Below are 23,708 nucleotides of genomic sequence, written 5' to 3'. Positions count from 1 at the left end.
CGGCCCTGCACGTGCAGCTGCTGGAGCGCGATCCCGGCCCGGTGCCGCTCGCCCTCATCGCCTCCGCTGCGGACGCCGTGGCCGATCTGCTCGCCGGGCAGGAGGAGGCGGAGCGGAGCGGATCCGGTCGCCGGATCAGGATCCGCCGCGGCGGCGTCCGATCATCTCAGACGGCCGGATTTCACGCAGACTGCCTCTGCCGATCTCCGCAAGGAAGCGCGACGGCCGCCGTCCTGCCCGATCCGCGTCGCGGGACCAGGTCAGCGTCAGCGCTCGCGCGGCCCGCGTGACGCCGACATAGGCGAGGCGACGCTCCTCGTCGATCGCCTCGAACCCGGTCGCGTACGAGATGGGCAGCAGCCCCTCCGAGCAGCCCACGAGGTACACCTCGGGCCACTCCAGGCCCTTCGCCGCATGCAGTGTGGACAGGGTCACCGTGCGCATGACCGGGTCGTGCTGGTCCTTGGCGCGCGCGAACAGATCGTCGGCGAACTCGCGCATCGTGGTGCCGGCCGGAGCGTCCTCAGCGAGGCGCAGCACGGCGCGGCGCGCCTCCCAGGCATCGCGCAGCGCACCGCCCGCCTCGGGCGGATCGTCGCTGAAACCGAGACCGCGCAGCACGTCGCGCACCGCGGCCAGGAAGGAGTGCTGCTGCGGCGCCACCGCCGCCGCCCGCAGCGCCTGCACGGCTTGGCGCACCTCGGGCAGGTCGAAGAAGCGCTTGCCGCCCAGCACGGTCGCCGCCACGCCCGCGGCGGCCAGCGCCTGCAGCAGGATCGCAGACTGGGAGTGCGCGCGGTACAGCACGGCGATCTCCTCGGGCGGCACGCCGGCCGCGATGCGCGCGGCGATCGCGGCCGCCACGCCGCGGGCCTCCTCTGCGTCGTCGTCGAACGCGACCACGACGGCGCTGTCCGCCACGGCGGGCGCGGTGGCTTGCGCTGACGCGGCGGTGGCCGTCCGCCGCTCCGGCGCCGGGACGAGCTCGAGCGCGCCAGGGCGACCCTTCATGAGCGCGTTCGCGACATCGAGCACGCTGCCGGCGGACCGGTAATTGGTCTCGAGCCGCACGACCGTGGCGTCGGCGTGGCGTCGGGCGAAGTCGAGGAGGTAGTTCTGATCGGCGCCGGCGAACGAGTAGATGGTCTGCGATGCATCGCCCACGACGCACAGATCCCCGCGGTCGCCGAGCCACAGCTCCAGCAGCCGCTGCTGCAGCGGGGACACGTCCTGATACTCGTCGACGGTGAAGTGCCGGTACTGCTCGTGCACCGCGGCGGCGACGCGCGGCTCCGCCTCGAGCATCCCGGCGCACGCGAGCAGCACATCCTCGAAGTCGAGCTGGTGACGATCGTCCTTGAGGGTCTCGTACGCGCGCGACAGGTCGGCGACCTGCTGTGCGTCGAACCGTCCGATCGAGCGGCCGCGCGCGGCGACCTCGTCGATGGAGAGCATCGAGACCTTGCGCCATTCGATCGCCGAGGCCAGATCCCGCAGGGTCGCCGTGTCGGGGCGCAGCCGCAGCATGTCCGCGGCCTGGGCCAGCAGGCGCACCTTGTTGTCCACGATCGCCGGTGCCGGCGCCCCGGCCAGCTGCGGCCAGAAGAAGCCGAGCTGGGCGAGCGCCGCGGCATGGAACGTCCGGGCGGCGACTCCCTGTACGCCCAGAGCCCGCAGCCGGCCGCGGAGCTCTCCCGCTGCCTTCGCGGTGAACGTCACCGCCATCACGCGCGCCGGCGAGTACGCGCCGGTCTCCACCCCGTGCGCGATGCGGTGCGTGATCACCCGCGTCTTGCCGGTGCCGGCGCCTGCCAGCACCGCGACCGGTCCGCGCAGCACGGATGCGGCCTCCCGCTGGCGTTCGTCGAGACCGTCGAGCGCACTCACCGCCGATACCAGTCCGCGATGAGACGGTGCGCGATCGACGCCGCGCCGGGAAGCCCCACAGGACCGGAGCCGGCGAGCGCGGATCCGATCTCCTCTCGCGTCAGCCAGCGCACGTCGATGATCTCCTCGCCGTCGCCGTGGGCCGTCTGCTCGTCGATCGCGGTGGCGTGGAATCCCACCATGAGCGAGCGCGGGAACGGCCACGGCTGCGAGGAGAAGTAGCGCACGTCGCGCACACGTACCCCGGACTCCTCGAACAGCTCCCGGTGCACCGTGGTCTCCAGCGACTCACCCGCCTCCACGAATCCGGCGAAGCAGGAGTAGAAGCGCCCCTTCCACTGCGCGTTCGCGCCGAGCAGGAGCCGCTCGCCGTCTGCGCTCTGCACCGCGACGATGACCGCGGGGTCGGTGCGCGGGAAGTGCTCGCGACCGCAGGAGGGGCAGTGGCGCGACCATCCGTTCTGACGCAGTTCGGCGGCATGCCCGCAGGCCGGGCAGAAGGCCGCGTCGCGCAGCCATCCGGCCAGCGCGATCGCGGCGACCACGAGCTCGCCGTCGGCGGCGCCGACCACCGGGAGCGCTTCACGCAGGTCGCTCCACTGCGGCGCCCAGGAGCCGTCGGCATCGGTGTCGTCGTCCGGATCCTGCAGCGCGAGCAGGAGGCCGGAGCCGTCCGGGCGGCGCCCCAGCAGCGCCCACTCCCGCGTGCGCGCCAGCACGGCATCGCCCGCGGGCACGAGGATGAGGCCGTCGTCGCCGAGAGGCACGCGACGCTCGCGGACGACCAGCACGCCGGTGCGCGGATCCGCGCGCAGACGCGGGATCACGCCGGGGTCGTCGCGCCATTCGCCGGCCCTGTCGAGGGACGCACCCTCCGGCACGACCCCGTCGAGCACGGCCGTGTCGAGCGCGGTGGCGTCATCGGCGAGTGGTTCGGGAACGGTCTCCGGCACGGTCACGACTCCCCTTCTCACAGGCGTGGCGGGCCCTGTGCGGACGAGGCTCGACCTACCCTGGTGACATGGCTCGCTCACCCTTCACTCTAGCCGCGGCGGTCACGGCGGCGGTGCCCGGAGCCGATGTCGTCGGCGCCCGCGCCCTGTCGTCGGACGGCGACGCCCGCTTCGACTCGGCCGTGGCGACGCTCGCCGACGGCACGGAGGTCGCGATCCGCGCGTCGAGCGACGACGACACGGCGGCCGAGCTCGCGAAGGAGAGCCTGGCGCTGCGCGCACTCACCCCCGGCGCCCGCTCGATGCTCCGCTTCGACGCGCCCCAGCACCTCGGCGACGGTCGCGTGGGCGACGCCCGCACCCTGGTCACCACGCTGCTGCCGGGATTCCAGATCGACGCCGCCGACATCCCGCCCGGACCCGGCGCGGCGGTCGCGATCGGCAAGGCGATCGCCGGGGTGCACGCGCTGCCCGCCTCCGTCGTGCGCGGAGCGGGGCTCGCCGAGCGCACCCCGGCGGAGGCGCGCGACGACGTGCGCGTGCTCATCGATCGCGCGGCGGCGACCGGGCGCGTATCGGCGCGGCTCACCGTGCGCTGGCGCGAGGCCGCGGAGGCGGACGAGCTCTGGCGCTTCGAGTCGGCCGTCACGCTCGGCGGCGCCCACGCGGAGTCGTTCCTGTTCTCCGACGACGACGAGCGCGGTCCCCGGGTGACCGGCGTGCTGGGCTGGCACGGGCTGTCGATCGGCGACCCCGCCGTCGACCTGGCGTGGCTGACGATGGCGGCGGAGGCCCGCGACGACGTGCTGGACGCCTACGCGTCCGCCACGCTGCGCGCGCCCGACGCCGGACTGGGGATCCGCGCCCGGCTGCTCGCCGAGCTGGAGCTCGCGCGCTGGCTGCTGCACGGCCACGACACCCACCGCCCCGACATCGTCGACGACGCGGCCCAGCTGCTGGATGCGCTGGCGGACGGCATCCACGACGATCTCGCCCCGCGCGCGAGTGCCGGAGCGGGCGTGGACGAGGCGATGTCCGCTCTGGAGCGGGTGCCGGCGACCGGCGCGAACCGCATCGACACCTCCATGCGGACCGACACGTACGACGCGAGCGAGTTCGCGGGGATCGCCATGGACGACACCTCCGCGTTCGGCCCGCGAGGCGGTGCCGCGCAGCTCGCGACGACGACCGACGCCCCGGACGAGGACGCACAGGAGCAGGGCCCGGGCATCGGGGACGCCGCGCACGCACAGGACCTCACCGCGACCGGCGCCCTCGAGGACCTGGATCCGAACGCCACGCAGGACCTCGGCGACCTGCGCGACCCCGCGGCGGACGACGGGGAGCCGGGAACGGGCGCCGAGGGCGACGAGCGCCCAGGGCGGCCCGGCACGCTGCTGCCCAGCGAAGGCGGGATCGCGGGCTCCGAAGCCGACGTCGCCGACGCTCACCGCGCGGCGCGTGCCGCGTTCCAGCGCTGGACCAGCGCCTCCTCCGAGTAGACCGTGTCGCCCCGCAGCACCAGATCGTCGGCGACGTAGAACAGCGCCACGTCGATCTCGTCCAGCGGAACCCCGTACCGGCGGTGGTAGGCGAGCCGGTACAGCGCGAGCTGCAGCATGCGCTCCTCGCGTTCGGCCGCGGTCGCCGGCGGGCGGCCGGTCTTCCAGTCCACGATCTCGATCCGGCCGCCGCGGTCCTCGCGACGGTACACCGCGTCCAGCTTGCAGATGACGATGCGCGCGGGCTCGCCCTCCCCCACGGGCAGGGCGAAGTCGATCTCGGTCTCCACCGCGATGGGCTTGAGCGGCGCCCACTCGCTGCGCTCGAAGATCTCCCGCAGGCGCGCGAGGTCCTCGGCGTCGGCGCGCGCGATCTCGTCCGCCGCCGAGCCGTCTCCGGGCGAACCCGCCGTGCCGGGGCCTTCCGGTGCGGCGAGGTCGTCGTCGAGGTCCCAGAGCGCGTCGTCGAGCGAGGTGCCCACGCCGACGGACCCGGAGCGGTGCTCCACCCAGGCGTGGAACAGCGTGCCCAGGCGGGTCTGCCGGTAGGGCCGCTCCGGCATCGGTCGGGTGAGCGTGCGGATCGTGCCGCGGTAGTCGGCGACGTAGTCCTTGAACCGCGACGCGGGCACGCGGGTGGGCGCGTCGGCGACCGTCCCGCGCTGCCGGGCCGCGCGCTCGGCGAGCAGGCGCGCGAGCTCCTCGGTGGGCTGAGCGGGCTGCGGATCCGCCATCGCCCGGCGCACGTCCTCGGCCGCCGCCGTCACGCGGGCACGGCGCCCGCCGAGGGGATCCATGGGCCACACGCTCGTGCGCGCCGTGCCCTCGTAGGGGTTCTCCTCGCTCGCCGCCGCGGGCACGGGGTCGAGCCCGAGCTCGTCGATCGCCTCGAGCAGGTAGGGGCTGGGCTTGCGCATGTTCTTCTGCCCCGACCAGTGCGAGCCGGTCAACAGCAGGTCGGTCCGGGCGCGGGTCACCGCGACGTAGGCGAGGCGGCGCTCCTCGGCGCGCTGGTACTCGCGGTACTCGTCCTTGAACCGCCGCAGTGCGCCACCGTGCGGATACGCCTTCGTGATGCCCGCGGCCAGCGAGTCCAGGGCGGCCTTCTCGCGCTTGCGCGGGTCGTCACCTGCCGCATCCTTCGCCGCCTCCGGATCCCACCGGAACCGCGGCAGGGCGTCGCTGTCACCGCGCAGCGCGAAGGGCACCACCCCGAACCCGAACCAGCCCTGCGCGTCGGCGATCCGGCCTGGCAGCTCGTCCTCGACCAGCCGCACCACGGCGACCGCGTCCCACTCCAGCCCCTTCGAGCCGTGGATCGTGAGCAGCTGCACCACGCCGGGCTCGGGCGGCTCGGTGCGCGGCATCAGCTCGTCCGTCATCTCCGCCTTGTCCAGCCATGCCAGCAGGCTGGAGATCGTCCCGCGGTCGTCCGCGGTGAGGAACGCGCGCACCTCATCGCCGAATGCACGCAGCTGGGTCGCGGCGACGCGGGCGGGGCCGCGGGTCTCGTTCACCGCGAGCTCGATGTCCAGGCGCAGCTCGGTCTCGATCGTGCGGATGAGCTCGAGGATCGGCTGCCCGGCGGCGCGCCGCAGCCGCTCCAGCATCTCCCCCGCTTCGCGCAGACGCGCCCGGCCGGCGGGGCTGATGCCCTCGAGCAGCCGGTAGTCGTCCCGCGCGGTGCGGACGAAGTCGACCGCGTCGACGATCGAGACCGCCTCGTCGGCTCCGCGGGAGGAGCGCAGACGCTGCTTCAGCTCGTCGGTGAGCGGGGCGAGCGAGCCGTCGCGCACGGCGAGCTCGCGAGCGAGGTCGTACAGCGCCGCCATGTCGGCCACGCCGACCGCGAACCGCGGCCCGACCAGCAGCCGGATCAGCGCCGAACCGGCGGTGGGGTCGTGGATCACCCGCAGCGCCGAGACCACGTCGACCACCTCGGGGGTGGCGAGCAGTCCGCCGAGCCCCAGGATCCGGTGCGGGATCCCCCGGGCGGCAAGCGCACCGGCGAACGTCTGCATGTGCCGCTTGGAGCGGAACAGGATCGCCCCCGTGTGCGGGCGCCCCGCCGCCTGCTCGTCGTGCGCGGCACGGCGCTCCGCGAACCACGCGGCGACCTCCGCGGCCTCGTCGTCGACGGTGTCGGTGTAGCGCACCTGCACCGATCCCCGCCCCGATCCCGGCCGCGGCTCCAGCGCGGGCACGTCCAGCCCGGGTCGCTGCAGCGGCTGCAGCACTCGATTCGCGACGTCGAGGATGCGCTCGTCGTTGCGCCAGCTCGTCATCAGGCTGTAGGTGCGCGCCGTCTGCTCCTCGGCGAACGTGCGCCCGAACGCGTAGAGGTTGTCGGCGCTGGCGCCGCGCCAGCCGTAGATGGACTGGTGCGGATCGCCCACCGCCATCACCGCGCCGTCGCGGAACAGCGCCGCGAGGAACCGGGTCTGGATCACGGACGTGTCCTGGTACTCGTCGAGCAGCACGACCCGGTGCTGGGCGCGCAGCTCTGCGCGGACCTCGGGCGACGCCTGCACGATGTCGAAGGCACCGCCGACCTGGTCGGCGAAGTCGAGCACGCCGCGGCGCGACTTCTCCGCGATGTACTCGCGCACGAGGTCCGCGAGGATCGGCATCGCGCGGAGGTTCTCCACGGCCTTCGCCACGTCGGCGTTGCCGCGGTAGGGCTCGAACTCGTCGGCCTGCCGTACGGCGATGCGGACCATCGCGTCGAGGTCCACGCGGTGGTCCAGGACGTCGCCGGCGAGGCGCTGCACGGCGTCGATCACGCCGTTGACCGAGCGGTCGACCTCCTCCAGCCCCGGGATCTCCGCCCGCAGCACGACCGCACGGGCGATGAGCCAGGAGGCCGACTGGCTGAGCATGGCGGCGTCCGGATCGCGGCCGATGTGCGCGGCGTGCTCGCGCACGATGCCGTCCGCGAACGCGTTGTACGTCGATACCCGCGGTCGGATGATCAGATCCGCGGCATCCCGCGGAGCCGTCGGATCCCAGCCCGTCCCGTACCGCTCCGCGAGACCGTCCAGCACCTCGCGCTGCACCGCAGCCCGCTGCGCGGCGGATCCGGCTGCGCCGATGCGCTCCAGGGCGCCGCTGCGCACGATCTCCGGCAGGTGCGGCAGCAGCCCGCGCCGGCCGTACTCGTCGATGCGGTCGAGGCGCAGAGAGATCCGCTCGGCGAGCTCCCCTGCGGCCTTGCGGGTGAACGTGAGGCCGAGGATCTCGTCGCGCTCGACGAAGCCGTTGGCGACGAGCCAGACCACACGTCCGGACATGGTCTCGGTCTTGCCGCTGCCGGCACCGGCGACCACGAGCGCGGGCCCGGGAGGGGCCTCGATGACGCGCTGCTGCGCCTCCGTCGGGGTGGGCAGCCCGAGCGCGGCGGAGATGTCGGTCGCCGCGATGCCGTGGCCGCCCTCCCAGGCGCCCCCGCTCGCGACGGCCGCCGGAGCCAGGTCGGTCGTGACGCTCATGCGCTCACCGCCGGGATGGAGTGGATCCGGCAGGGACTGATCCGCACCTGGGTGTCTGCGCAGTGCGCCTCCACCTGGGCGGTGAAGCTGGAGGCGGCCATGCCGCGCCCGGCCTCGGCCACGCGTGCGAGGAACGCGGCGCGCGCCTCGTCGCCCAGGCGGTGCTGGTGCGCCACCCGGTAGGGGCTCTGCCCGATGGTCTGGGCGACGAGCACCAGCCGGGCCCCCGCGAGAGCCGCGGGATCCGCGCCGGGCACCTGCCCCTGCTCGACGGCGAGCTGGTAGGCGGCGAGCTGCGCGTGCTCCACCACCTTCGCCTCCGTCTCTGGCTCGTACTTGCCCGTCTTCAGGTCGACCACGACCACGCGCTCCCCCTCCGCAGCGGCCGTCATCGCGTTCCAGGTGCGGCCGCGCGCGGCCTCGTGCTCTCCGGAGCCGGCCGGATACGCCTCGACCCGGTCGATGTAGCCGCTCACGACCGCCTGCTGGGCCGGATTGTCCGGATCGATCGGGTGCGCCGCAGGCTCCGGCCCGAGATCCACGGCGAACCGGAAGCCGCCCTCCGCGGCGACCACGCGGCCGCCCTGCCGGCGCACCTCGGCGAGGTAGCCGTGCAGGCGCTGCAGGTAGAGATCCGCACGACGTCGCTCCTTGGCGTCGATCCACGGGGTCTCGAAGTCGAGCTCGCCCCAGCGCTCGTCGAGGATGCGGCGCATCTCCTCGAGGTCGCCGTCGGGCACGAGCTCCATGGCGGCGTGCACGATCGTGCCGATGCCCGCCGAGGGCGGCGCGACCGTGTCGCCGCCGAGCGCGGCGACCGCCCAGTTCACCCCGCACTCCTCGAACGCCTCCAGGCGCGACGGCGACACCGGCACGGATCCGATCCCGAGGTCGCGCAGAGGGCGGTCGTCGGAGGGCGGACGCACGCCGAACCAGCCGTCCGGATCCGCCCCGGGAACCTCCGCCTCGGCCAGCAGGCGCAGCTGCCCTGCGGCCTCCGCCCGCGCCGCGGGATCCGCCGACGTGGTGAGCACCCGGCGGTGCCGGGCCACCAGGCCGCGCAGGGTGAGCGGGTGCGCGTGACGCTCGTCGACCGGAAGCGGATCCGGCAGGAAGCCGAAGAACGCGCTCGGGCTCTGGTCGTCGTCGTCCACGGCCGTGACGAGCAGCCGGTGACGGGCGCGCGAGATCGCCCGCACGAACAGGCGCAGCTCGTCGTGGAGCGCGGCGCGGCGCCGGTCGAGCGTGGAGTGCACGTGCTCGGGCTCGCCGGAACGCGCCGCCGCCACCGCCTCGCCGAGGCGCCAGGTCTCCAGCAGGCCCCCGCGGAGACGCACGTTCGGCCAGACGCCGTCCTGCACGCCCGCGATCACGACGGCGTCGAACTCCGTGCCGAGCGCGGTCGCCGGCGTCATCAGGGTGACGGTGCCGGGGCGCTCCGGGGCGGACAGCGAATCCTCGGGGACCTCGGTGTCGAGGATGTCGTGGATGAACGCCTCCGGCCCCTTCTCCGGCGCGCGTTCGACCGAGCGCTTGGCCGCATCGAAGAGCGCCACGAGGGCGTCCAGCGCGCGGGCGATCTCCGTCCCGGTCGCCCTCGCCCCGCCCGGCCCTGAGGCCTCGGCGATCTCCTGCCAGGCGACGGCGAGACGGCGTCCGTCCGGGGCGCGCGAGGCGTCCCACACCCGCCACAGCAGCTCGTGGATCGTCTCGCCCCGCAGCCACGCCTCGCGCACCTCGCGGAGCATGGTGCCGAACCGGTCCGCGGTGCGGGCCTCGGCGGTGTCGACCCGGGCGAGCAGCGCCGGCTCGGCGATGCCGTCGCGCAGCAGCAGCCGCGCAGGGGCGGATCCGCCCGCTTCGAGCTCCAGGTGCCGCAGCCGTGCGCGCAGGCGGCGCAGGCCCACCCCGTCCAGCCCGCCGAACGGCGTGCGCAGCGCCTCGGCGAGCAGCTGCGGATCCCGCTCCGCCGGTTCGGTGAGCGCGAGCCGCACGATGCCCACGATGTCGCGCACCACGGGCTCGCTGCCGAGCGGGCGCTGCACGCCGGCGGCCCGCGTGGGCACCTCCCGGGCCGCCAGCTCGGCCTCGAGCGCGGCCACCTGCCGGGTGTCGTGCGCGATCACAGCCATGCGCTCCCACGGGACGCCGTGCAGCAGATGCCACTCCCGGAGGGTGCGGGCGATGATGTCGTGCTCCTCGTGCGGCGACGGGGCGATGAAGGCCTGCACGGCCTCCGGATCCGTCGGAGCGTCGGCGGTGACCGGCGCGCGCCGGTGCTCCACCCGGCCTGAGGCGCCGATGGTCTGCACCACGGTGCGGGTGAGCGCGGTCAGCGGCGGATCCTGGCGGTGCGGCTCGTCGAGCACGTGCACGTCGCCGAGCAGGCGCACCACGTCGGCGAACAGCTCCGGGCCCGCCCCGCGGAACGCGCCGGACGAGATGTCCGGATCCCCGAACGCCAGCACGGCGATGCCGCGGTCGCGAAGCGCGGCGACCAGGGCCACGCCGCCGGCGGTCAGCTCCTGCGCGTCGTCGATGAGCACCACGGCCAGCCGGCTGAGCGCACCCAGCATCTCCGGCTCGGCGGTGCGCAGGATCGTCGCGGCCTCGGCGAGCAGGTCGGCGGCGTCGCGGTGCGCCGAGCGGGCGCGGTCCAGCACCCGCCGGTACGACCGGGCGAAGGATCCCACCGCGCGCCACGCCGGACGCTCCGAGGCCTCGAGTTCGCCCGGCGTCACCCCGAGCTCGGTGCATTCGGCGAGGAAGGCGCGCAGCTCCGACCGGAACGCCCGAGAGGACCGCACCGTGGCGCCGAGGTGCTCGGGCCAGCGGCTCGGCATCCCCTCGCGCTCGTCCTCGGCGTCGCCGTCGAGCAGGTCGGCGATGATCCGGTCCTGGTCGGCGCCCGTCAGCAGCGCCGGAGGCTCGAGCCCGGCGTGCACCATCGTGCCGCGCACGAGCTGGAATGCGAACGAGCCGAGAGAGCGCGCCAGCGGGCCCGGCGTGGCGACCCGGACGCGCACGCCGATCCGGTCGCGCAGGGCGGTGGCGGCCTGCCGGCTGGGCGTGAGCGCGAGCACCTGCTCAGGGCCGAGCCCGCCGGCGAGCAGGGCGGCGGTGCGCTCCACGAGCGTGTGCGTCTTGCCGGTGCCCGGGCCGCCGATCACCGTGCCGACGGCGGTGACCGGTGCGTCGATCACTGCCGCCTGCGCAGGCGGCGGGGCGGGGGCGTCGGGCATGCTTCCACGCTATCGGCCGCGGCGGACATCGGTCCCGGCGCCGGGACCCGTTCCCGCGCCCTGGCCGCCGCGAATCGCCCTCGGCGAACACCGCCCCGCGCGCGATCCCGGCCCGCCGGGCCCGCGATAGAGTGACCGGACACCCCGCTTTCGCAGAGCATGACTTTCAAGGAGCATTCCGTGGAGATCCGCATCGGCATCATCAACACCGGCCGCGAGCTCAGCTTCGAGACGTCGGCATCCGCCGACGAGGTGCGGACGCAGATCGCCGGCGCCCTGGATCAGGGTGCGAGCCACGTGTCCCTCTCCGACACCAAGGGCAACTCCTACATCGTTCCGACCGCCAACCTCGGCTACGTCGAGCTCGGGACCGAGGAGTCCCGTCGCGTCGGCTTCGTGGCCTGACGCCGGAGGCCCGGGCATGTACATCCTGCTCGCGCTCATCGCCGCCTGCGCACTGGGCGTGATCGTGCACTTCGCGCTCCCGCATCGCCCGGTGCGCGGCGTCGCCCTCGTCCCCGCGATCGCGACCGCTGTCGCCGCTGCCTCCTACACGCTCGGGCAGTGGGCGGGCCTGCCCGAGTCCAACGTCTGGCTGTGGCTGATCGCCCTCGGCGGAGCGGTCGTCGTCTCGGCCGTCGCGGGCGTCGTCGTCACCCGCGTGCGGGTGCGGCACGACTCCGCGCGCCGCACCGCCCTCGGCATCTGACCGGGCGAGGCTGTTCGGCTAGGAGGCGAGCCCCATCGCGTCCATGCGCCGGGCGTGCGCGGCCATGAGCTCGGTGAACACCGGCTCGAGCTTGTCGTCCTCGGCCCCCGGCAGGTGCGGACGCAGCGCCGCGCGCGCCACGAGGATCGTGTCGCCGACGAGGCGCCGTCCCCACATCGACAGCAGGGAGCGCCACTGCTCATCGCTCGCGATGGTGGCGGCGATGATCCCGATGATCTCGCCGCGGTCGTCGGCCTCGGACAGGATCTTCGCGACCTTCGTGCCGGTCTCGCCGTAGCTCGACGCCAGCGCGACGTAGAAGTCGTCGAGCATGCCGGCGGTGAGGTACACGGCGAGCATCGTCTCGGCGATGCGCGGCCCCAGTGTCTTGCGGCGGAAGGCGTCGAGCTGCTCGCGGAACGGCAGCATGACCTCCGTCGGGTCGTCGCCGTGCGCGGTGATGATGTCGACGATGCCGCGATGCTTGGCGAGCGCTGCGCCGGCGGCGCGGGAGAGGATCTCCTTCTCCGACAGGTCGCTGGTGGCGCGGATGAGACGGGTCAGAGTCTCGAAATAGCCCAACTGCAGGTACGCCGCCTGACCCAAGAAGGTGTTCAGCTCGGGCGCCAGCTCGGCGAAGTCGACGCGGGTCGCATCGCCCGCCTCGCCCCGGGAGCGCAGCACGAGGGTGCGTCGGGGCGCCTTGTCGCGCTGCCAGAACCACCTCACCACGCGGCCAGCCTAGTGGAGCGACGGCATCCGGACCGGGATCCAAGATCGGCGCTCCGGCGGATCGGGGTCGCTCCGGTAGGCTGGATCCCGCTCCGGCGACGGATCGGAGCCCCGCGCCTGTGCATATCGGATTCGGCGTGGACCCATCAACGAGGCGGCGCCGCGATCGCAGGGCCCGCCGGACAGGCAACACAAGACAGTGACGACTTTCGCCGATCTCGGTATCGATCAGGACATCGTGGACGCGCTCGCGGCCAAGGGCATCGTGGACGCGTTCCCCATCCAGGAGCAGACGATCCCGCTGGGCCTTCCCGGCCAGGACATCATCGGCCAGGCCAAGACGGGCACCGGCAAGACCTTCGGCTTCGGCATCCCCGTGGTGCAGCGCCTCGGCCTGGACCCGGAGCCGGGCGTCAAGGCGCTCATCGTGGTGCCGACGCGCGAGCTCGCGGTGCAGGTCTACGAGGACATCGACCTGCTCACCTCGGGGCGCTCGACGAGCGTCGTGGCGATCTACGGCGGCAAGGCCTACGAGGGCCAGATCGAGCAGCTCAAGGCGGGCGCGCAGATCGTGGTGGGCACGCCCGGCCGCCTCATCGACCTCGCCAACCAGCGCCTGCTCGACCTCTCGCACGCGACCGAGGTGGTGCTCGACGAGGCGGACAAGATGCTGGACCTCGGCTTCCTCGCCGACATCGAGAAGATCTTCCAGAAGGTGCCGCCGGTGCGGCACACCCAGCTGTTCTCGGCGACCATGCCCGGCCCGATCGTCGCCCTCGCCCGGCGGTTCATGTCGAACCCGATCCACATCCGCGCGAACGACCCCGACGAGGGCCTCACCCAGGCGAACATCCGCCACCTCGTCTACCGCGCGCACTCGCTGGACAAGGACGAGGTGATCGCGCGCATCCTGCAGGCCGAGGGCCGCGGCAAGACCGTCATCTTCACGCGCACCAAGCGCGCCGCCCAGCGCCTCGTCGACGAGCTCAGCGACCGCGGCTTCAACGTCGGCGGCGTGCACGGCGACATGGGCCAGGACCAGCGCGAGCGCTCGATGGCCGCGTTCAAGGCCGGCAAGAAGGACGTGCTCGTCGCGACCGACGTCGCCGCCCGCGGGATCGACGTGGACGACGTCACCCACGTGATCAACCACACCATCCCGGACGAGGACAAGACGTACCTGCACCGCGCCGGACGCACCGGTCGTGCCGGGCGCACCGGCATCGCGGTCACGTTCGTGGACTGGGAGGACCTGCACAAGTGGGCCCTGATCAACCGCGCCCTCGAGTTCGGCCAGCCGGAGCCGATCGAGACCTACTCCTCCAGCCCCCACCTGTACGAGGACCTCAACATCCCCGCGGGCACGAAGGGCCGCCTGGTCACCGCCCCCGTGTCGGAGAAGCCGGCGCGCAAGCAGCGCGAGCCGCAGCGCGCGACCGAGGCCGCCGCCGAGGGCACGAGCGAGGGCACCACCCGCCGTCGCCGGCGTCGCCGTCGTGCCGCGGAGGGCGTGGGATCCACCTTCACCGAGGGCGCCGAGGCCCGGGCCGCCAAGGACGCGCCGGCCGGCGACGCCGACCGTGGCGCCGAGGGCTCCGGCACGCACGACGGCCAGGGTCCCGAGCACCACGACGGCAAGCCAGCGCCGCAGCGTCGTCGCCGTCGTCGCCGTCCGTCCGGCGGTGCCGCGGCGGGCAGCGCCCCGCAGACCGGCGCCTGAAGCGCCCTCTCGGCCACGCCGAGGCCCGGGACGGGCTCAGTGAGCCTTCACGGGGTACACCGGGGCTGAGCCCGAACCGCGGTCGATGATGCGCTGCAGCATCGCCGGAGTCGTGGTGTTCTCCCCCGGCACGTTGGGCTTGCCCGCTCCGTGGTAGTCGCTGGATCCGGTGATGATGAGGTCGTGCTCGGCCGCGATCCGGTGCAGCCAGGCGCGGCCCTCCGGCGTGTTCTCGCGGTGGTCGATCTCCAGGCCGCCGAGGCCCGCGTCGATGAGGCGCCGCAGCGTGGCGTCGGACATCCGCTCCCGGCCCGCGGGGTGCGCGATCACGGCCACCCCGCCGGCGGCGGTGATCAGCTCGATCGCGGTGAGCGGATCCGGTGCGTAGTGCCCCTCGTAGTAGCCCTCGCGCGGATGAAGGATCCCGTCGAACGCCTCGCCGCGATCGCGCACGATCCCCCGGGCCACGAGCGCATCCGCGATGTGCGGGCGCCCCACCGTGGCATCGGGGTCGGTCTGCGCCAGCACGTCCTCCCAGCGCAGCGGGTAGTCGCGGGCGATGTTCCGCGCGATCCGCTCGGCGCGCCCGATCCTGTCGTCGCGGATCCGCGCGGTCTCCGCCACGAGATCCGGGTCCTCCGGATCGAACAGGTACGCGAGCACGTGCACGCTGCGCCAGCCGTCCTTCGAGGACAGCTCCATCCCGGGGATGAAGGTCATCCCGTGCTCCGCCGCGGCGCCTGCCGCCTCCGCCCACCCGGCCGTGGTGTCGTGATCGGTGAGCGCGATCGTTCCCAGGCCCTGCTCCGCGGCGCGGCCCACGAGCACGGCGGGATCCTCCGTGCCGTCCGAGCGGTTGGAATGCAGATGCAGATCGATCGGGCCTGCGAAGAGGGCGGGTCGCGGCGTCGGATCGGCATCGGTCATCCTCCGAGCGTAGCGATCCCACGGGCCTCCGGCCGTCGCCCCCGTCCTCCGACACCGCAGCAGCTGCGCACGGCGGATCCTGCGGCGTGCACCAGACGGCTCACAGATCGGCTCGCCTAGGCTCGAAGACGATGCTTCGACTGATCGGGATCCTGCTCACCGTCCTCTTCGCGATCGCCACCGCGATCGTGACCTGGCCGCAGTTCTTCCACCTCGAGCGGACGTTCCCCCTCACGCAGATCGTCGCCTCCCGGGCGGTGCTCGTGCTCGCGTTCGCCGGGATCCTGGTGCTCGCCCTGCTGCTGATGCTGGCCCGGCCGCTGCGCGGCTTCGCCGCCTCGATCGCGATCGTCGCCCTGCTCGGCGGCGGCGCCTCTGCGGCCGTGCTCGCCCTGCGCGGGATCGACACCGCCGACGCCCTGCCGGCGAAGACCGCATCGAGCGTACGGGTGCTCGCCTGGAACACGGCCGGAGAGGCCGTCTCCGCGGACGAGATCGCGCGGACCGTCGTCGCCCAGCAGGCCGACATCGTCGCGCTGCCGGAGACCACCGAGACGGTGGGCGAGGAGATCGCGCTGAAGCTGCGCGACGCCGGGCATCCGATGTGGGTGCACCACGTGCAGTACCGGCCCGAGGTGACCCAGGGCCCGGACTCCTGGCAGACGACCGTGCTCATCTCGCCCGCGCTGGGCGACTATTCCGTGATCCCGTCGTCGGCGGACGGCACGAGCAACACGTCCTCCGTGCCCAGCGCCGTGGTCATGCCCGTGAGCGGTGACGGGCCGATCGTCGTCGCCGTCCACACCGTGGCCCCGCGCCAGGACGAGATGGAGGGTTGGGCGCAGGATCTGCGCTGGGTCGCCGATCAGTGCCCGGCCGGGAAGAACGTCATCCTCGCCGGCGACTTCAACGCCACGCTCGACCACATGGCGGCGCTGGGCACCGCCGGGGGAGATCTCGGCGCCTGCCGCGATGCGGCGTCACGCGCGGGTTCCGGCGCCGTCGGCACCTGGCCGACGTCGGTGCCCGCGCTGCTGGGCGCACCGATCGACCACGTCATGGCGACCGAGCAGTGGCGTCCCGCGGGGGCTGCCGTGCTGCCGGCGGGATCCGAGGGCAGCGATCACCGTGCCCTCATCGCGCAGCTGGAGCGCGTGGCGCCGTAGCTCCGCTCCGGACCGAGGTCCGGTCCGGGCCGAGGGGTGGGCGCGCAGCTCAGCGGCGAGCGCGCAGGCGCGCCACGAGCACCGCGATCCCGCGCCAGCCGACGAGGAACGCCAGCAGGGTGACCGTGGCGACGATGATGAAGGCGACCGCGGTCGTGCCGCCGCTGACCACGCGCAGGACCATCCCCAGTGCCACGGTGACCACGACGAGCAGCGCCCCGGTGCGCAGCGGCGCGGTCGGCGCCTTCCACGCCCGCAGCAGCATCCAGCCCGCGACGAGCCCCGCGAGGAACGGCCACGCCGTCTCCAGCACGCCGAGGACGCTCAGGGAGTGCTCGTGGCTTGCCCGCCCGATCGCGGCGAAGACCACGACGAGCACCGCGTCGATGCCCACCGCCCACGGCCAGGACAGGACACGGCGGCGGACGGCTGCGGAATCGGTCATGCCTCCACGCTAGACGCCGAACCTGTGGCGCCCCGCCCGCCTGGAGTCTCGCCCCCCCATACCCTGAGCGCGGTCTATCAGCAAGCGTTGAAATGGCTGGGAGCGCCCGCTAGAAACGTTGGCAGGGCCATCCGCCCCCGCCGGTCGCCGAACCGGCATCCACCCCCACGAGAGGACCCTCACCGATGAGGATGTCGAAATCCCCGCGCTCGTTCCGCACCATCGCCTGCACCGTCGCAGCGATGGGCCTGGTTCTGGCCGGATCCGTCAGCGCCACCGCGGCGACGAGCGAAGCCTCCACCCCCGTCCCGATCAACCCGCCGGACGGCACCGTGATGAGCTACGTCGTCAACACCGGCCAGGCCAACCCGGGCCAGACCCGCAAGGCGGAGAAAGCGGTGACCGACGCCGGCGGCGTCGTCGTGCAGAGCTGGCCCGAGATCGGCGTGGTGATCGCTCAGTCCGACCGGGCCGCTTTCCGCGACACCGTGAAGGCCAAGGGCCGGGGCGCCGTGGCGTCGGTGGGCGCGACCCGCACGGTCGAGGTGAAGGACAAGGTCACCGGTCCGCAGGCGCCCTGGGGTCCCGGCTCCTCCGGCTGGAACCAGGGCAAGAACAAGCCGCTGAACGGCGACGAGCCCACCGAGCCGGTGCCCGCGACCGGATCCGACTCCCTCGAGGGCCAGCAGTGGGACCTGACGATGATCCAGGCGGATCAGGCGCACCAGGTCACGGACGGCAGCCGCAACGTGCTCGTCGGCGTGCTCGACTCGGGCATCGACCCGACCCACCCGGATCTGCAGGCGAACATCGACGTCGCCGATTCGGTGAACTGCACGGCCGGCGGACGCCCGGACCAGAGCGAGGGCGGCTGGTACCCGACCACCTCCGATCACGGCACCCACGTCGCCGGAACGATCGCCGGCGTGCGCAACGGCGTCGGCGTGGTCGGCGTCGCCCCCAACGTGCGACTGGCCTCGGTCAAGGTCGTGAACGACGACGGCTTCATCTACCCCGAGTACGCCGTCTGCGGCTTCATGTGGGCCGCGCAGCGCGGAATGGATGTGACCAACAACAGCTACTACATCGACCCGTTCGAGTTCTGGTGCGACGACCAGCCCGACCAGGCCGCCGTCCGCGAGGCGGTCGCCCGCGCGGTGAACTGGTCGTCCGAGAAGGGCGTCGTGAGCGCGGCCGCTGCCGGCAACTCGCACGTCGACCTCACGGTGAACACCGAGGACCTGGGCAGCCCCGACGATGCGGCGACCCCGACCCCGCGCACGATCAACGCCGGCTGCAAGGACATCCCGGCGCAGGTGCCCGGCGTCGTGACGGTCTCCTCGATCCGCCAGACGGGCGATCTGTCCTACTTCTCCAACCGTGGTCTCGGCGAGATCGACGTCGCCGCGCCCGGATCCCGGATCCTCTCCACGATCCCCGGCGGCTACGGGCTCAAGAGCGGCACCTCGATGGCGTCCCCGCACGTCGCCGGCGTGCTCGCGCTGATGAAGTCCGCCCATCCTGAGCTGACCCCGGCGCAGCTGGTGCAGAAGCTCGAGGACGACGCGACCCCGACCCCGTGCTCGGCGCCGCAGGTGGTGCCGGGGATCCCCGCGCCCGCGTGCGTCGGAACGCCCGAGTTGAACAGCTACTACGGCCACGGCATCGTGAACGCGCTCAAGGCCGTGCAGTGAGCTGAGGCGGAGCGTGCAGGGGTCCGGTCCGCCGATCGTGGCGGGCCGGGCCCCTTTTCTGCGTTCCCGGCGCGGATCCTTCTGCGTTCCACGCGCGGATCCGGGCTTCATCGCACGGTGAGAGGATGGATCCATGACCTCCGAGCACGACACGATCGAGCAGCAGTCAGGCGACGCCGCCACCGCGACCCCCTCGACGAGCAACAACCGCCGCCAGCCTTTCCCGCAGGGCTTCCTCGACACGATCTCCACGGGCTGGGCCGAACGGCCCGAGGCCCTTCCCGCCCCGCGCGCACAGGCCCCCTACGCCGCCGCACGACGGGCCGCGGTGTCCGCGGCGTTCCCCGGCAAGCGCCTGGTGATCCCCGCCGGATCCCTCAAGCAGCGCAGCAACGACACGGACTACCCGTTCCGGGCCCACTCGGCGTTCGCCCATCTCACCGGCTGGGCCGCCGACGCCGAGCCCGACTCGCTGCTCGTCTTCGAGCCCACCGCCGACGGCCACGACGTCACCCTGTACTTCCGCGAGCGCGCCGACCGCACGACGAGCGAGTTCTATTCGGACGCGACGATCGGCGAGTTCTGGATCGGCCCCCGCCCGGCGCTCGCCGGCGTCGCCGCCGACCTGGGGCTCGCCACGGCGCACCTCGACGACTTCGCCGCGGGCGACGACGACCTCGTCGTCGACGAGGATCCCGAGCTCACCCGGTTCGTCTCCGAGCTGCGTCTGGTCAAGGACGAATACGAGATCGCCGAGATGCGCCGCGCCGTGGAGATCACCGCGAACGGCTTCGACGACATCATCCGCGACCTGCCGCGCGCGATCGCGCACCCCCGCGGAGAGCGCATCGTCGAGGGCGTGTTCCACCAGCGCGCCCGCAGCGACGGCAATTGGGAGGGCTACGACACCATCGCCGCGTCCGGCCCGCACGCCTGCTACCTGCACTGGACCCGCAACGACGGCGCGGTGCTGCCGGGCGACCTCATCCTCATCGACGCAGGGGCGGAGGCCGACAGCCTCTACACCGCCGACATCACGCGCACCCTGCCGGTGAGCGGCACCTTCACCGACGTGCAGCGCCGCATCTACGACACCGTCGTGGAGGCCGCCGACGCCGCCTTCGCCGCGGCGAAGATCGGCGTGCCGTTCCGCGAGGTGCACGCGGCGGCGATGGACGTGATCGCGCGCCGCACCGCCGAGTGGGGTCTGCTCCCCGTCACCGCGGAGGAGGCGCTCGATGCCGACAAGGGCGGGCAGCACCGCCGCTACATGGTGCACGGCACGAGCCACCATCTCGGCATCGACGTGCACGACTGCGCCCAGGCGCGTCGAGAGATGTACTACGACGGTCTGATCCAGGAGGGCATGGTGTTCACCATCGAGCCCGGCCTGTACTTCCAGATCGACGACGTCACCGTTCCCGAGGAATACCGCGGCATCGGCGTGCGCATCGAGGACGACATCCTCATGACCGCCGACGGCCCGGTGAACCTGTCGGCGGGGATCCCGCGCACCTCCGCCGAGGTCGAGGCTTGGATCGCCCGCGTACAGGGATCCGCGTCCTGACCGAGGACATGCACCCCGGGCAGCTCCGGGTGGACGAGGCCGCCGTGGCCAGCAGGATCGCGGCGGCCTTTCCCGGCCTGGCCGGGCTCCCGGTGCGCGCGGTGGAGACACCGGGCACGGTGAATGCGCTGTTCCGGATCGGGGATGCGCACGTCGCGCGCTTCCCGCTCCAGCGCGCCGCGTTCACCGAGGTCGCCGCTGAAGCGGCCGCACTGGACGAGTTCGCCGCGGTCTCGCCGTTCCCCGCTCCCACGGTGCTCGGGGTGGCCGACGGCGATGACCGGTACCCCTCGGCGTGGGCGGTGCAGACCTGGCTCCCTGGCCGGACCGCGGCGGAGGCGTTCCCGGATGAGGGCGCTGCCGCCCCGCCCTCGGGACTCGCGGACGACCTGGCGCGCCTGATCCTCGCCCTCCGGGCCGCCCCGCTGCGCGGGCGCAGCTTCGACGGACGAGGCAGGGGCGGCGATCTCCGCGCGCATGAGACGTGGATGACGCTCTGCTTCGAGAAGAGCGCGCATCTGCTCGACGTCGACGCTGCGCGCGCACTCTGGGAGCGGCTGTCGCATATTCCCCATCCCGGCGCGGACGTCATGTCTCACCGGGATCTGATCCCGCCGAACCTGCTGCTCTCGGAGGGCGGCCGGCTGGCGGGCGTGCTCGACGGCGGTTCCTTCGGCCCTGCGGACCCCTCGCTCGACCTCGTGGTGGCGTGGCACCTGCTCGATCTGGACGCCCGGCGACGGCTCCGGACCGCGCTCGGCGCCGACGAAGCGGAATGGCGGCGTGGGGCGGCATGGGCGTTGCAGCAGGCGATGGGGCTCGGCTGGTACTACGAGAGCTCCAACCCCGTCATGGCCGCCCTCGGCGTGCGCACCGTGCGCCGGCTGCTGGCGGATCCGGATCTGGCCGGCTGACCGTCCCGCAGCGGCAGGACATGAACGCCACGCGCCGCCGTCGGCGTGCTCGCGGTCAGCCGGCGGCGTGCTCGCGCAGCGCCGCGGCCATCTGCCGGACCGCCTGCTCGATGATCGGGCGCGGCGTGGCGAGGATGAAGCGCAGGAAGCCCTCCCCCGCCGCGCCGCAGGCGATCCCGTCCGTCATGGCGACACCGGCATGCTCGCGGAAGAAGTCGGCGGGCGATCCGTCGATGCCCAAGTCGCGCGCGTCCAGCCAGGCGATGTACGTGCCCTCCGGGGCGCGATAGCCCATCGCGGGGATGTGCTCGGCGAGGAGTTCGCCGAGCAGCCGGCGGTTGCCGTCGAGGTAGTCGAGGGTCCCGGCGAGCCACTCGCGTCCCTCGTCGAACGCGGCCGTCGTGGCGACCACTCCGAGGTTCGCGGTGCCGTGCTCCGCCCAGGCGACCTCCGGTCGCGCCCACGTCTGCACATCGGCGTCGTTCGTCAGGATCACCAGAGCCGCCTTGAGCCCGGGCAGGTTCCACGCCTTGGATGCGCTGGCCGCGGTGATGGTGTGGGCGGCGGTCGCGGGGCTGATGCTCGCGTAGGGCACGTGCCGGTGCGGTGCGAAGACCAGCGGCGCGTGGATCTCGTCCGAGAACACCCGCGCGCCGTGCCGTTCCACGACCTCGGCGACCGCCTCCAGCTCGGCGCGCTCGAACACGCGGCCGAGCGGGTTGTACGGGTTGCACAGGATCAGGAGGCCGCCGCCGTCGGCGAGCGCCCGGTCGATGCCGTCCAGGTCGTAGACGTGGCGGCCGTCCTTGACGAGCATCGGGACTTCGACGATCTCGCGGTCGTGCATCGCCGGGATGGTCAGGAACGGCATGTACGCCGGAGTGGGCAGCACGATCTTCGAGCCGGGGGCGGTGAAGAAGTCGATCGTGGCGCGCAGAGCGGTCAGCACGTCCGGCACGGGGCGGATCTGATCCGCGGTGACGTCCCAGCCGTAGCGGTCCCGCTGCCAGCGCGCCGCGGCCTCCGACATCCGCTCGCGCACCGCGGACGGCAGATAGCCGGTCAGACCCCGGTCGACCGCGCCCTTCACCGCGTCGGCGACCGCGGGCGCGAGCGGGAAGTCCATCTCGGCGACGAACGCGCCGATAGCATCGGGGAACACCGACCACTTCAGGCTTCCGGCCGCACGCAGCCGGTCGACCCCGATCGCGTCCAGCTCCTCCGCGGTGCTCATGCGCCTGCTCCTGCCTCTCTCTTGCTGACGAACTCGCTCACGACCGGCGCCAGAGCCGCGCCGACGGCCGCCGGCGGGCGCTTCAGCCCCTTCACCTCGAAGGAATGGCCGCCGCCCTCGACCCAGGCGATGGTCGCGTGCCGGCACGACGCGACGGCCTCCTCTAGCTGCGCGAGCGGCTGGACGAAGGGGTCGTTCGTGCCCTCCACGAACAGCTGGTGCTGCCGCACCGCCGGCAGGTGCTCGACGCGGGGCTTGTCCGGGCGGCCCGGCGGATGCAGCGGGTAGCCGAGGTAGACGAGCCCTTCGACATCGAGCCCCGGCTCCTCCGCCGCGGCCATCGACGCCATCCGCCCGCCGTAGGACTTGCCGCAGGCGTACACGGATCCGCTCCCGCGCTGCCGCGCAGCGGCGACCACGGCGCGCCAGGTCAGCATCGCGTGCGCAGCCGGGCCCGGCATGCGGCGGCCGGCCTCGAGGTACGGGAAGGTGAAGCGCAGGGTCCTCAGCCCGGCGACCCGCAGCTCCGCGGCGAGTCCGAGCAGGAACGGGTGGTCCATGCCGGCGCCGGCGCCGTGCGCGATGACGACGGTCGGAGCGCCGTCCGACGACTCCGCGGGCGGAACGCCGTAGGCTGCGGACACCTCGACGGATCCGGCGGGCAGCGGCACCGGAACCCGGAACCGCTCCTCGGCCGCGACAGTCATCGGGACGAGCCGTCGCCCGCCGCGTTCTCGCCGTCGGCGGGCTTCTCGCCGTCGGCCGGCCCGGCGGGGGCGTCCGGAGCCGCCTCCTCCGCGCCGCGCGCCTCCGGGGCCGCTTCGGGCGTCGCCTCCTGAGGGGGCGCGGCGGGCGCGGCCGTCTCCTCGGCGGGCATCCGGGCCGCGGGCGGCATCGGCGGGCGCTCGGGGATCACGCGCTCCCCGTAGCGCGGCGGCTCCTCGATGCGCTCGCCGTACTGCGGAGGCTCGGCGGCGGTGCCGGGAGCAGGGCGCGGGATCGGGGTCACCGAGCGGCCGAGCACCTGTCGCGCCTTGCCGACCGAGGCCGGGAGCACCGTCACCTCGTAGTGGTCGGCCCGCAGCTGCATCACGCTCGCGTAGTCGCGGCGGCGGCGCACGATCGAGTAAGTGATGAGGCTGAGGATCATGCCGATCGCGACGCCGACGAACAGGATCCCGATGAAGGCCTGCATGGGGACCGCAGGGTTGCCGAGCACGAAGATCGCGGACAGGAACAGGCCGATGAGCAGGCCGTTGACAGCGCCGGAGCGCGCCGCGTTCGCGTAGCCCAGGCGCCCGGTGACCCGTTCGACGGTCTGCACGCCGACGCCGACGATCGCGATCGCCCGTGCGGGGATCTCCCCGGCGATCAGCTGCGAGACGAGCTTCTGCGCCGCCTCGTACTCGGTCACGGTGGCGACCGTCTCCCCGATCTCGCCCGCGGGGCCCGACGCGTTCAGCATGCTCATCCGACCATTGTTCCACGCGGCCGCTCCGACTCCACCGGATGCCGTCACCCGCCCCGG

At 73.4% G+C, this 23,708-nt stretch carries 18 protein-coding genes; 8 read left to right on the top strand and 10 right to left on the bottom strand.

All coding sequences use genetic code 11. The annotated features are described in order from the left end of the window. Positions 1-135 precede the first annotated feature (135 nt). Together AERO9AM_RS07120 and nudC are read right to left on the bottom strand one after the other, a co-directional pair. The gene (locus AERO9AM_RS07120; RefSeq protein WP_159575513.1) at positions 136-1,887 is read right to left on the bottom strand and encodes an ATP-dependent helicase; all 1,752 of its coding nucleotides are present in this window, start codon (positions 1,885-1,887) and stop codon (positions 136-138) included. Then, positions 1,884-2,846 carry an NAD(+) diphosphatase gene (gene nudC / locus AERO9AM_RS07115; RefSeq protein ID WP_328821153.1) on the bottom strand — a complete coding sequence of 321 codons (963 nt, stop codon included), beginning with the start codon at positions 2,844-2,846 and terminating at the stop codon, positions 1,884-1,886. The genes AERO9AM_RS07120 and nudC overlap by 4 nt, the downstream gene beginning before the upstream one ends. Positions 2,847-2,908: 62 nt before the next feature. On the opposite strand from nudC, the gene AERO9AM_RS07110 reads away from it, so the two are divergent. Next, positions 2,909-4,342: a phosphotransferase gene (locus tag AERO9AM_RS07110; protein ID WP_159575512.1), complete on the top strand. Its 1,434-nt coding sequence runs from the start codon at positions 2,909-2,911 to the stop codon at positions 4,340-4,342. On the opposite strand, the gene AERO9AM_RS07105 is transcribed toward AERO9AM_RS07110, so the two are convergent. Next, complete coding sequence (locus AERO9AM_RS07105; RefSeq protein ID WP_159575511.1) at positions 4,288-7,830, bottom strand: ATP-dependent DNA helicase; 3,543 nt, start codon at positions 7,828-7,830, stop codon at positions 4,288-4,290. The two genes, AERO9AM_RS07110 and AERO9AM_RS07105, sit on opposite strands and share 55 nt — an antisense overlap. Beyond that, positions 7,827-11,072 (bottom strand): ATP-dependent helicase, encoded by a 3,246-nt coding sequence (locus AERO9AM_RS07100; protein WP_159575510.1) that lies wholly within the window; start codon positions 11,070-11,072, stop codon positions 7,827-7,829. Before AERO9AM_RS07100 ends, AERO9AM_RS07105 begins: the two co-directional genes overlap by 4 nt. Positions 11,073-11,252: 180 nt before the next feature. Here AERO9AM_RS07100 and AERO9AM_RS07095 point away from each other — a divergent pair, with 180 nt between their 5' ends. Both AERO9AM_RS07095 and AERO9AM_RS07090 read left to right on the top strand, forming a co-directional pair. Beyond that, positions 11,253-11,477, top strand: a complete 225-nt coding sequence (locus AERO9AM_RS07095; RefSeq protein ID WP_159575509.1) for a DUF3107 domain-containing protein — start codon at positions 11,253-11,255, stop codon at positions 11,475-11,477. Between the two features lie 16 nt (positions 11,478-11,493). Then, positions 11,494-11,781, top strand: a complete 288-nt coding sequence (locus AERO9AM_RS07090) for a hypothetical protein (protein WP_159575508.1) — start codon at positions 11,494-11,496, stop codon at positions 11,779-11,781. An 18-nt stretch (positions 11,782-11,799) separates the two neighbouring features. On the opposite strand, the gene AERO9AM_RS07085 is transcribed toward AERO9AM_RS07090, so the two are convergent. Beyond that, complete coding sequence (locus AERO9AM_RS07085) at positions 11,800-12,513, bottom strand: ferritin-like fold-containing protein (RefSeq protein WP_159575507.1); 714 nt, start codon at positions 12,511-12,513, stop codon at positions 11,800-11,802. 199 nt (positions 12,514-12,712) lie between these two features. Between AERO9AM_RS07085 and AERO9AM_RS07080 the strand changes: the two genes are divergently transcribed. Next, positions 12,713-14,233 carry a DEAD/DEAH box helicase gene (locus AERO9AM_RS07080; RefSeq protein WP_159575506.1) on the top strand — a complete coding sequence of 507 codons (1,521 nt, stop codon included), beginning with the start codon at positions 12,713-12,715 and terminating at the stop codon, positions 14,231-14,233. Between the two features lie 36 nt (positions 14,234-14,269). On the opposite strand, the gene AERO9AM_RS07075 is transcribed toward AERO9AM_RS07080, so the two are convergent. After that, a complete protein-coding gene (locus AERO9AM_RS07075; RefSeq protein WP_159575505.1) occupies positions 14,270-15,160 on the bottom strand; it encodes a PHP domain-containing protein in 891 nt (296 codons plus the stop codon). 131 nt (positions 15,161-15,291) lie between these two features. Here AERO9AM_RS07075 and AERO9AM_RS07070 point away from each other — a divergent pair, with 131 nt between their 5' ends. Next, entirely contained in the window at positions 15,292-16,326 is a 1,035-nt protein-coding gene (locus AERO9AM_RS07070; RefSeq protein ID WP_159575504.1) for an endonuclease/exonuclease/phosphatase family protein, read from the top strand. Between the two features lie 49 nt (positions 16,327-16,375). Here AERO9AM_RS07070 and AERO9AM_RS07065 read toward each other — a convergent pair whose 3' ends face one another. After that, a complete protein-coding gene (locus tag AERO9AM_RS07065) occupies positions 16,376-16,771 on the bottom strand; it encodes a DUF3054 domain-containing protein (protein ID WP_159575503.1) in 396 nt (131 codons plus the stop codon). Positions 16,772-16,962: 191 nt separating this feature from the next. Here AERO9AM_RS07065 and AERO9AM_RS07060 point away from each other — a divergent pair, with 191 nt between their 5' ends. From AERO9AM_RS07060 to AERO9AM_RS07050, 3 genes are all read left to right on the top strand, one after another. Beyond that, the gene (locus AERO9AM_RS07060) at positions 16,963-18,465 is read left to right on the top strand and encodes a S8 family peptidase (RefSeq protein WP_236602521.1); all 1,503 of its coding nucleotides are present in this window, start codon (positions 16,963-16,965) and stop codon (positions 18,463-18,465) included. A gap of 133 nt (positions 18,466-18,598) precedes the next feature. Then, positions 18,599-20,032 carry an aminopeptidase P family protein gene (locus AERO9AM_RS07055; protein ID WP_159575501.1) on the top strand — a complete coding sequence of 478 codons (1,434 nt, stop codon included), beginning with the start codon at positions 18,599-18,601 and terminating at the stop codon, positions 20,030-20,032. Between the two features lie 44 nt (positions 20,033-20,076). Next, positions 20,077-20,946: a phosphotransferase gene (locus AERO9AM_RS07050; protein WP_236602520.1), complete on the top strand. Its 870-nt coding sequence runs from the start codon at positions 20,077-20,079 to the stop codon at positions 20,944-20,946. A 55-nt stretch (positions 20,947-21,001) separates the two neighbouring features. On the opposite strand, the gene AERO9AM_RS07045 is transcribed toward AERO9AM_RS07050, so the two are convergent. The 3 genes from AERO9AM_RS07045 to AERO9AM_RS07035 are packed head-to-tail and all read right to left on the bottom strand — an operon-like array spanning position 21,002 to position 23,651. Further along, positions 21,002-22,180: a MalY/PatB family protein gene (locus AERO9AM_RS07045; protein WP_159575500.1), complete on the bottom strand. Its 1,179-nt coding sequence runs from the start codon at positions 22,178-22,180 to the stop codon at positions 21,002-21,004. Further along, on the bottom strand, positions 22,177-22,887 hold the full coding sequence (locus AERO9AM_RS07040) for an alpha/beta hydrolase family protein (protein ID WP_159575499.1): 711 nt from the start codon (positions 22,885-22,887) through the stop codon (positions 22,177-22,179). The genes AERO9AM_RS07045 and AERO9AM_RS07040 overlap by 4 nt, the downstream gene beginning before the upstream one ends. After that, positions 22,884-23,651, bottom strand: coding sequence for a general stress protein (locus AERO9AM_RS07035; RefSeq protein ID WP_159575498.1), 768 nt, complete (start codon positions 23,649-23,651; stop codon positions 22,884-22,886). Before AERO9AM_RS07035 ends, AERO9AM_RS07040 begins: the two co-directional genes overlap by 4 nt. Positions 23,652-23,708: the final 57 nt, after the last annotated feature.

The sequence above is a fragment of the Microbacterium sp. 8M genome (assembly GCF_902506375.1).
Classification (GTDB): Bacteria; Actinomycetota; Actinomycetes; order Actinomycetales; family Microbacteriaceae; genus Microbacterium.
The sequence above is the reverse complement of the archived record's forward strand: the minus strand, read 5'-3'. Positions and strand labels throughout refer to the sequence as shown.

Bases quoted from the DNA above. Each gene is read 5' to 3' on its own strand.
- AERO9AM_RS07110 (WP_159575512.1), top strand. From the start codon at position 2,909: ATGGCTCGCTCACCCTTCACTCTAGCCGCGGCGGTCACGGCGGCGGTG.
- AERO9AM_RS07105 (WP_159575511.1), bottom strand. From the start codon at position 7,830: ATGAGCGTCACGACCGACCTGGCTCCGGCGGCCGTCGCGAGCGGGGGC.
- AERO9AM_RS07100 (WP_159575510.1), bottom strand. From the start codon at position 11,072: ATGCCCGACGCCCCCGCCCCGCCGCCTGCGCAGGCGGCAGTGATCGAC.
- AERO9AM_RS07090 (WP_159575508.1), top strand. From the start codon at position 11,494: ATGTACATCCTGCTCGCGCTCATCGCCGCCTGCGCACTGGGCGTGATC.
- AERO9AM_RS07075 (WP_159575505.1), bottom strand. From the start codon at position 15,160: ATGACCGATGCCGATCCGACGCCGCGACCCGCCCTCTTCGCAGGCCCG.
- AERO9AM_RS07070 (WP_159575504.1), top strand. From the start codon at position 15,292: ATGCTTCGACTGATCGGGATCCTGCTCACCGTCCTCTTCGCGATCGCC.
- AERO9AM_RS07065 (WP_159575503.1), bottom strand. From the start codon at position 16,771: ATGACCGATTCCGCAGCCGTCCGCCGCCGTGTCCTGTCCTGGCCGTGG.
- AERO9AM_RS07060 (WP_236602521.1), top strand. From the start codon at position 16,963: ATGTCGAAATCCCCGCGCTCGTTCCGCACCATCGCCTGCACCGTCGCA.
- AERO9AM_RS07055 (WP_159575501.1), top strand. From the start codon at position 18,599: ATGACCTCCGAGCACGACACGATCGAGCAGCAGTCAGGCGACGCCGCC.
- AERO9AM_RS07045 (WP_159575500.1), bottom strand. From the start codon at position 22,180: ATGAGCACCGCGGAGGAGCTGGACGCGATCGGGGTCGACCGGCTGCGT.
- AERO9AM_RS07040 (WP_159575499.1), bottom strand. From the start codon at position 22,887: ATGACTGTCGCGGCCGAGGAGCGGTTCCGGGTTCCGGTGCCGCTGCCC.
- AERO9AM_RS07035 (WP_159575498.1), bottom strand. From the start codon at position 23,651: ATGAGCATGCTGAACGCGTCGGGCCCCGCGGGCGAGATCGGGGAGACG.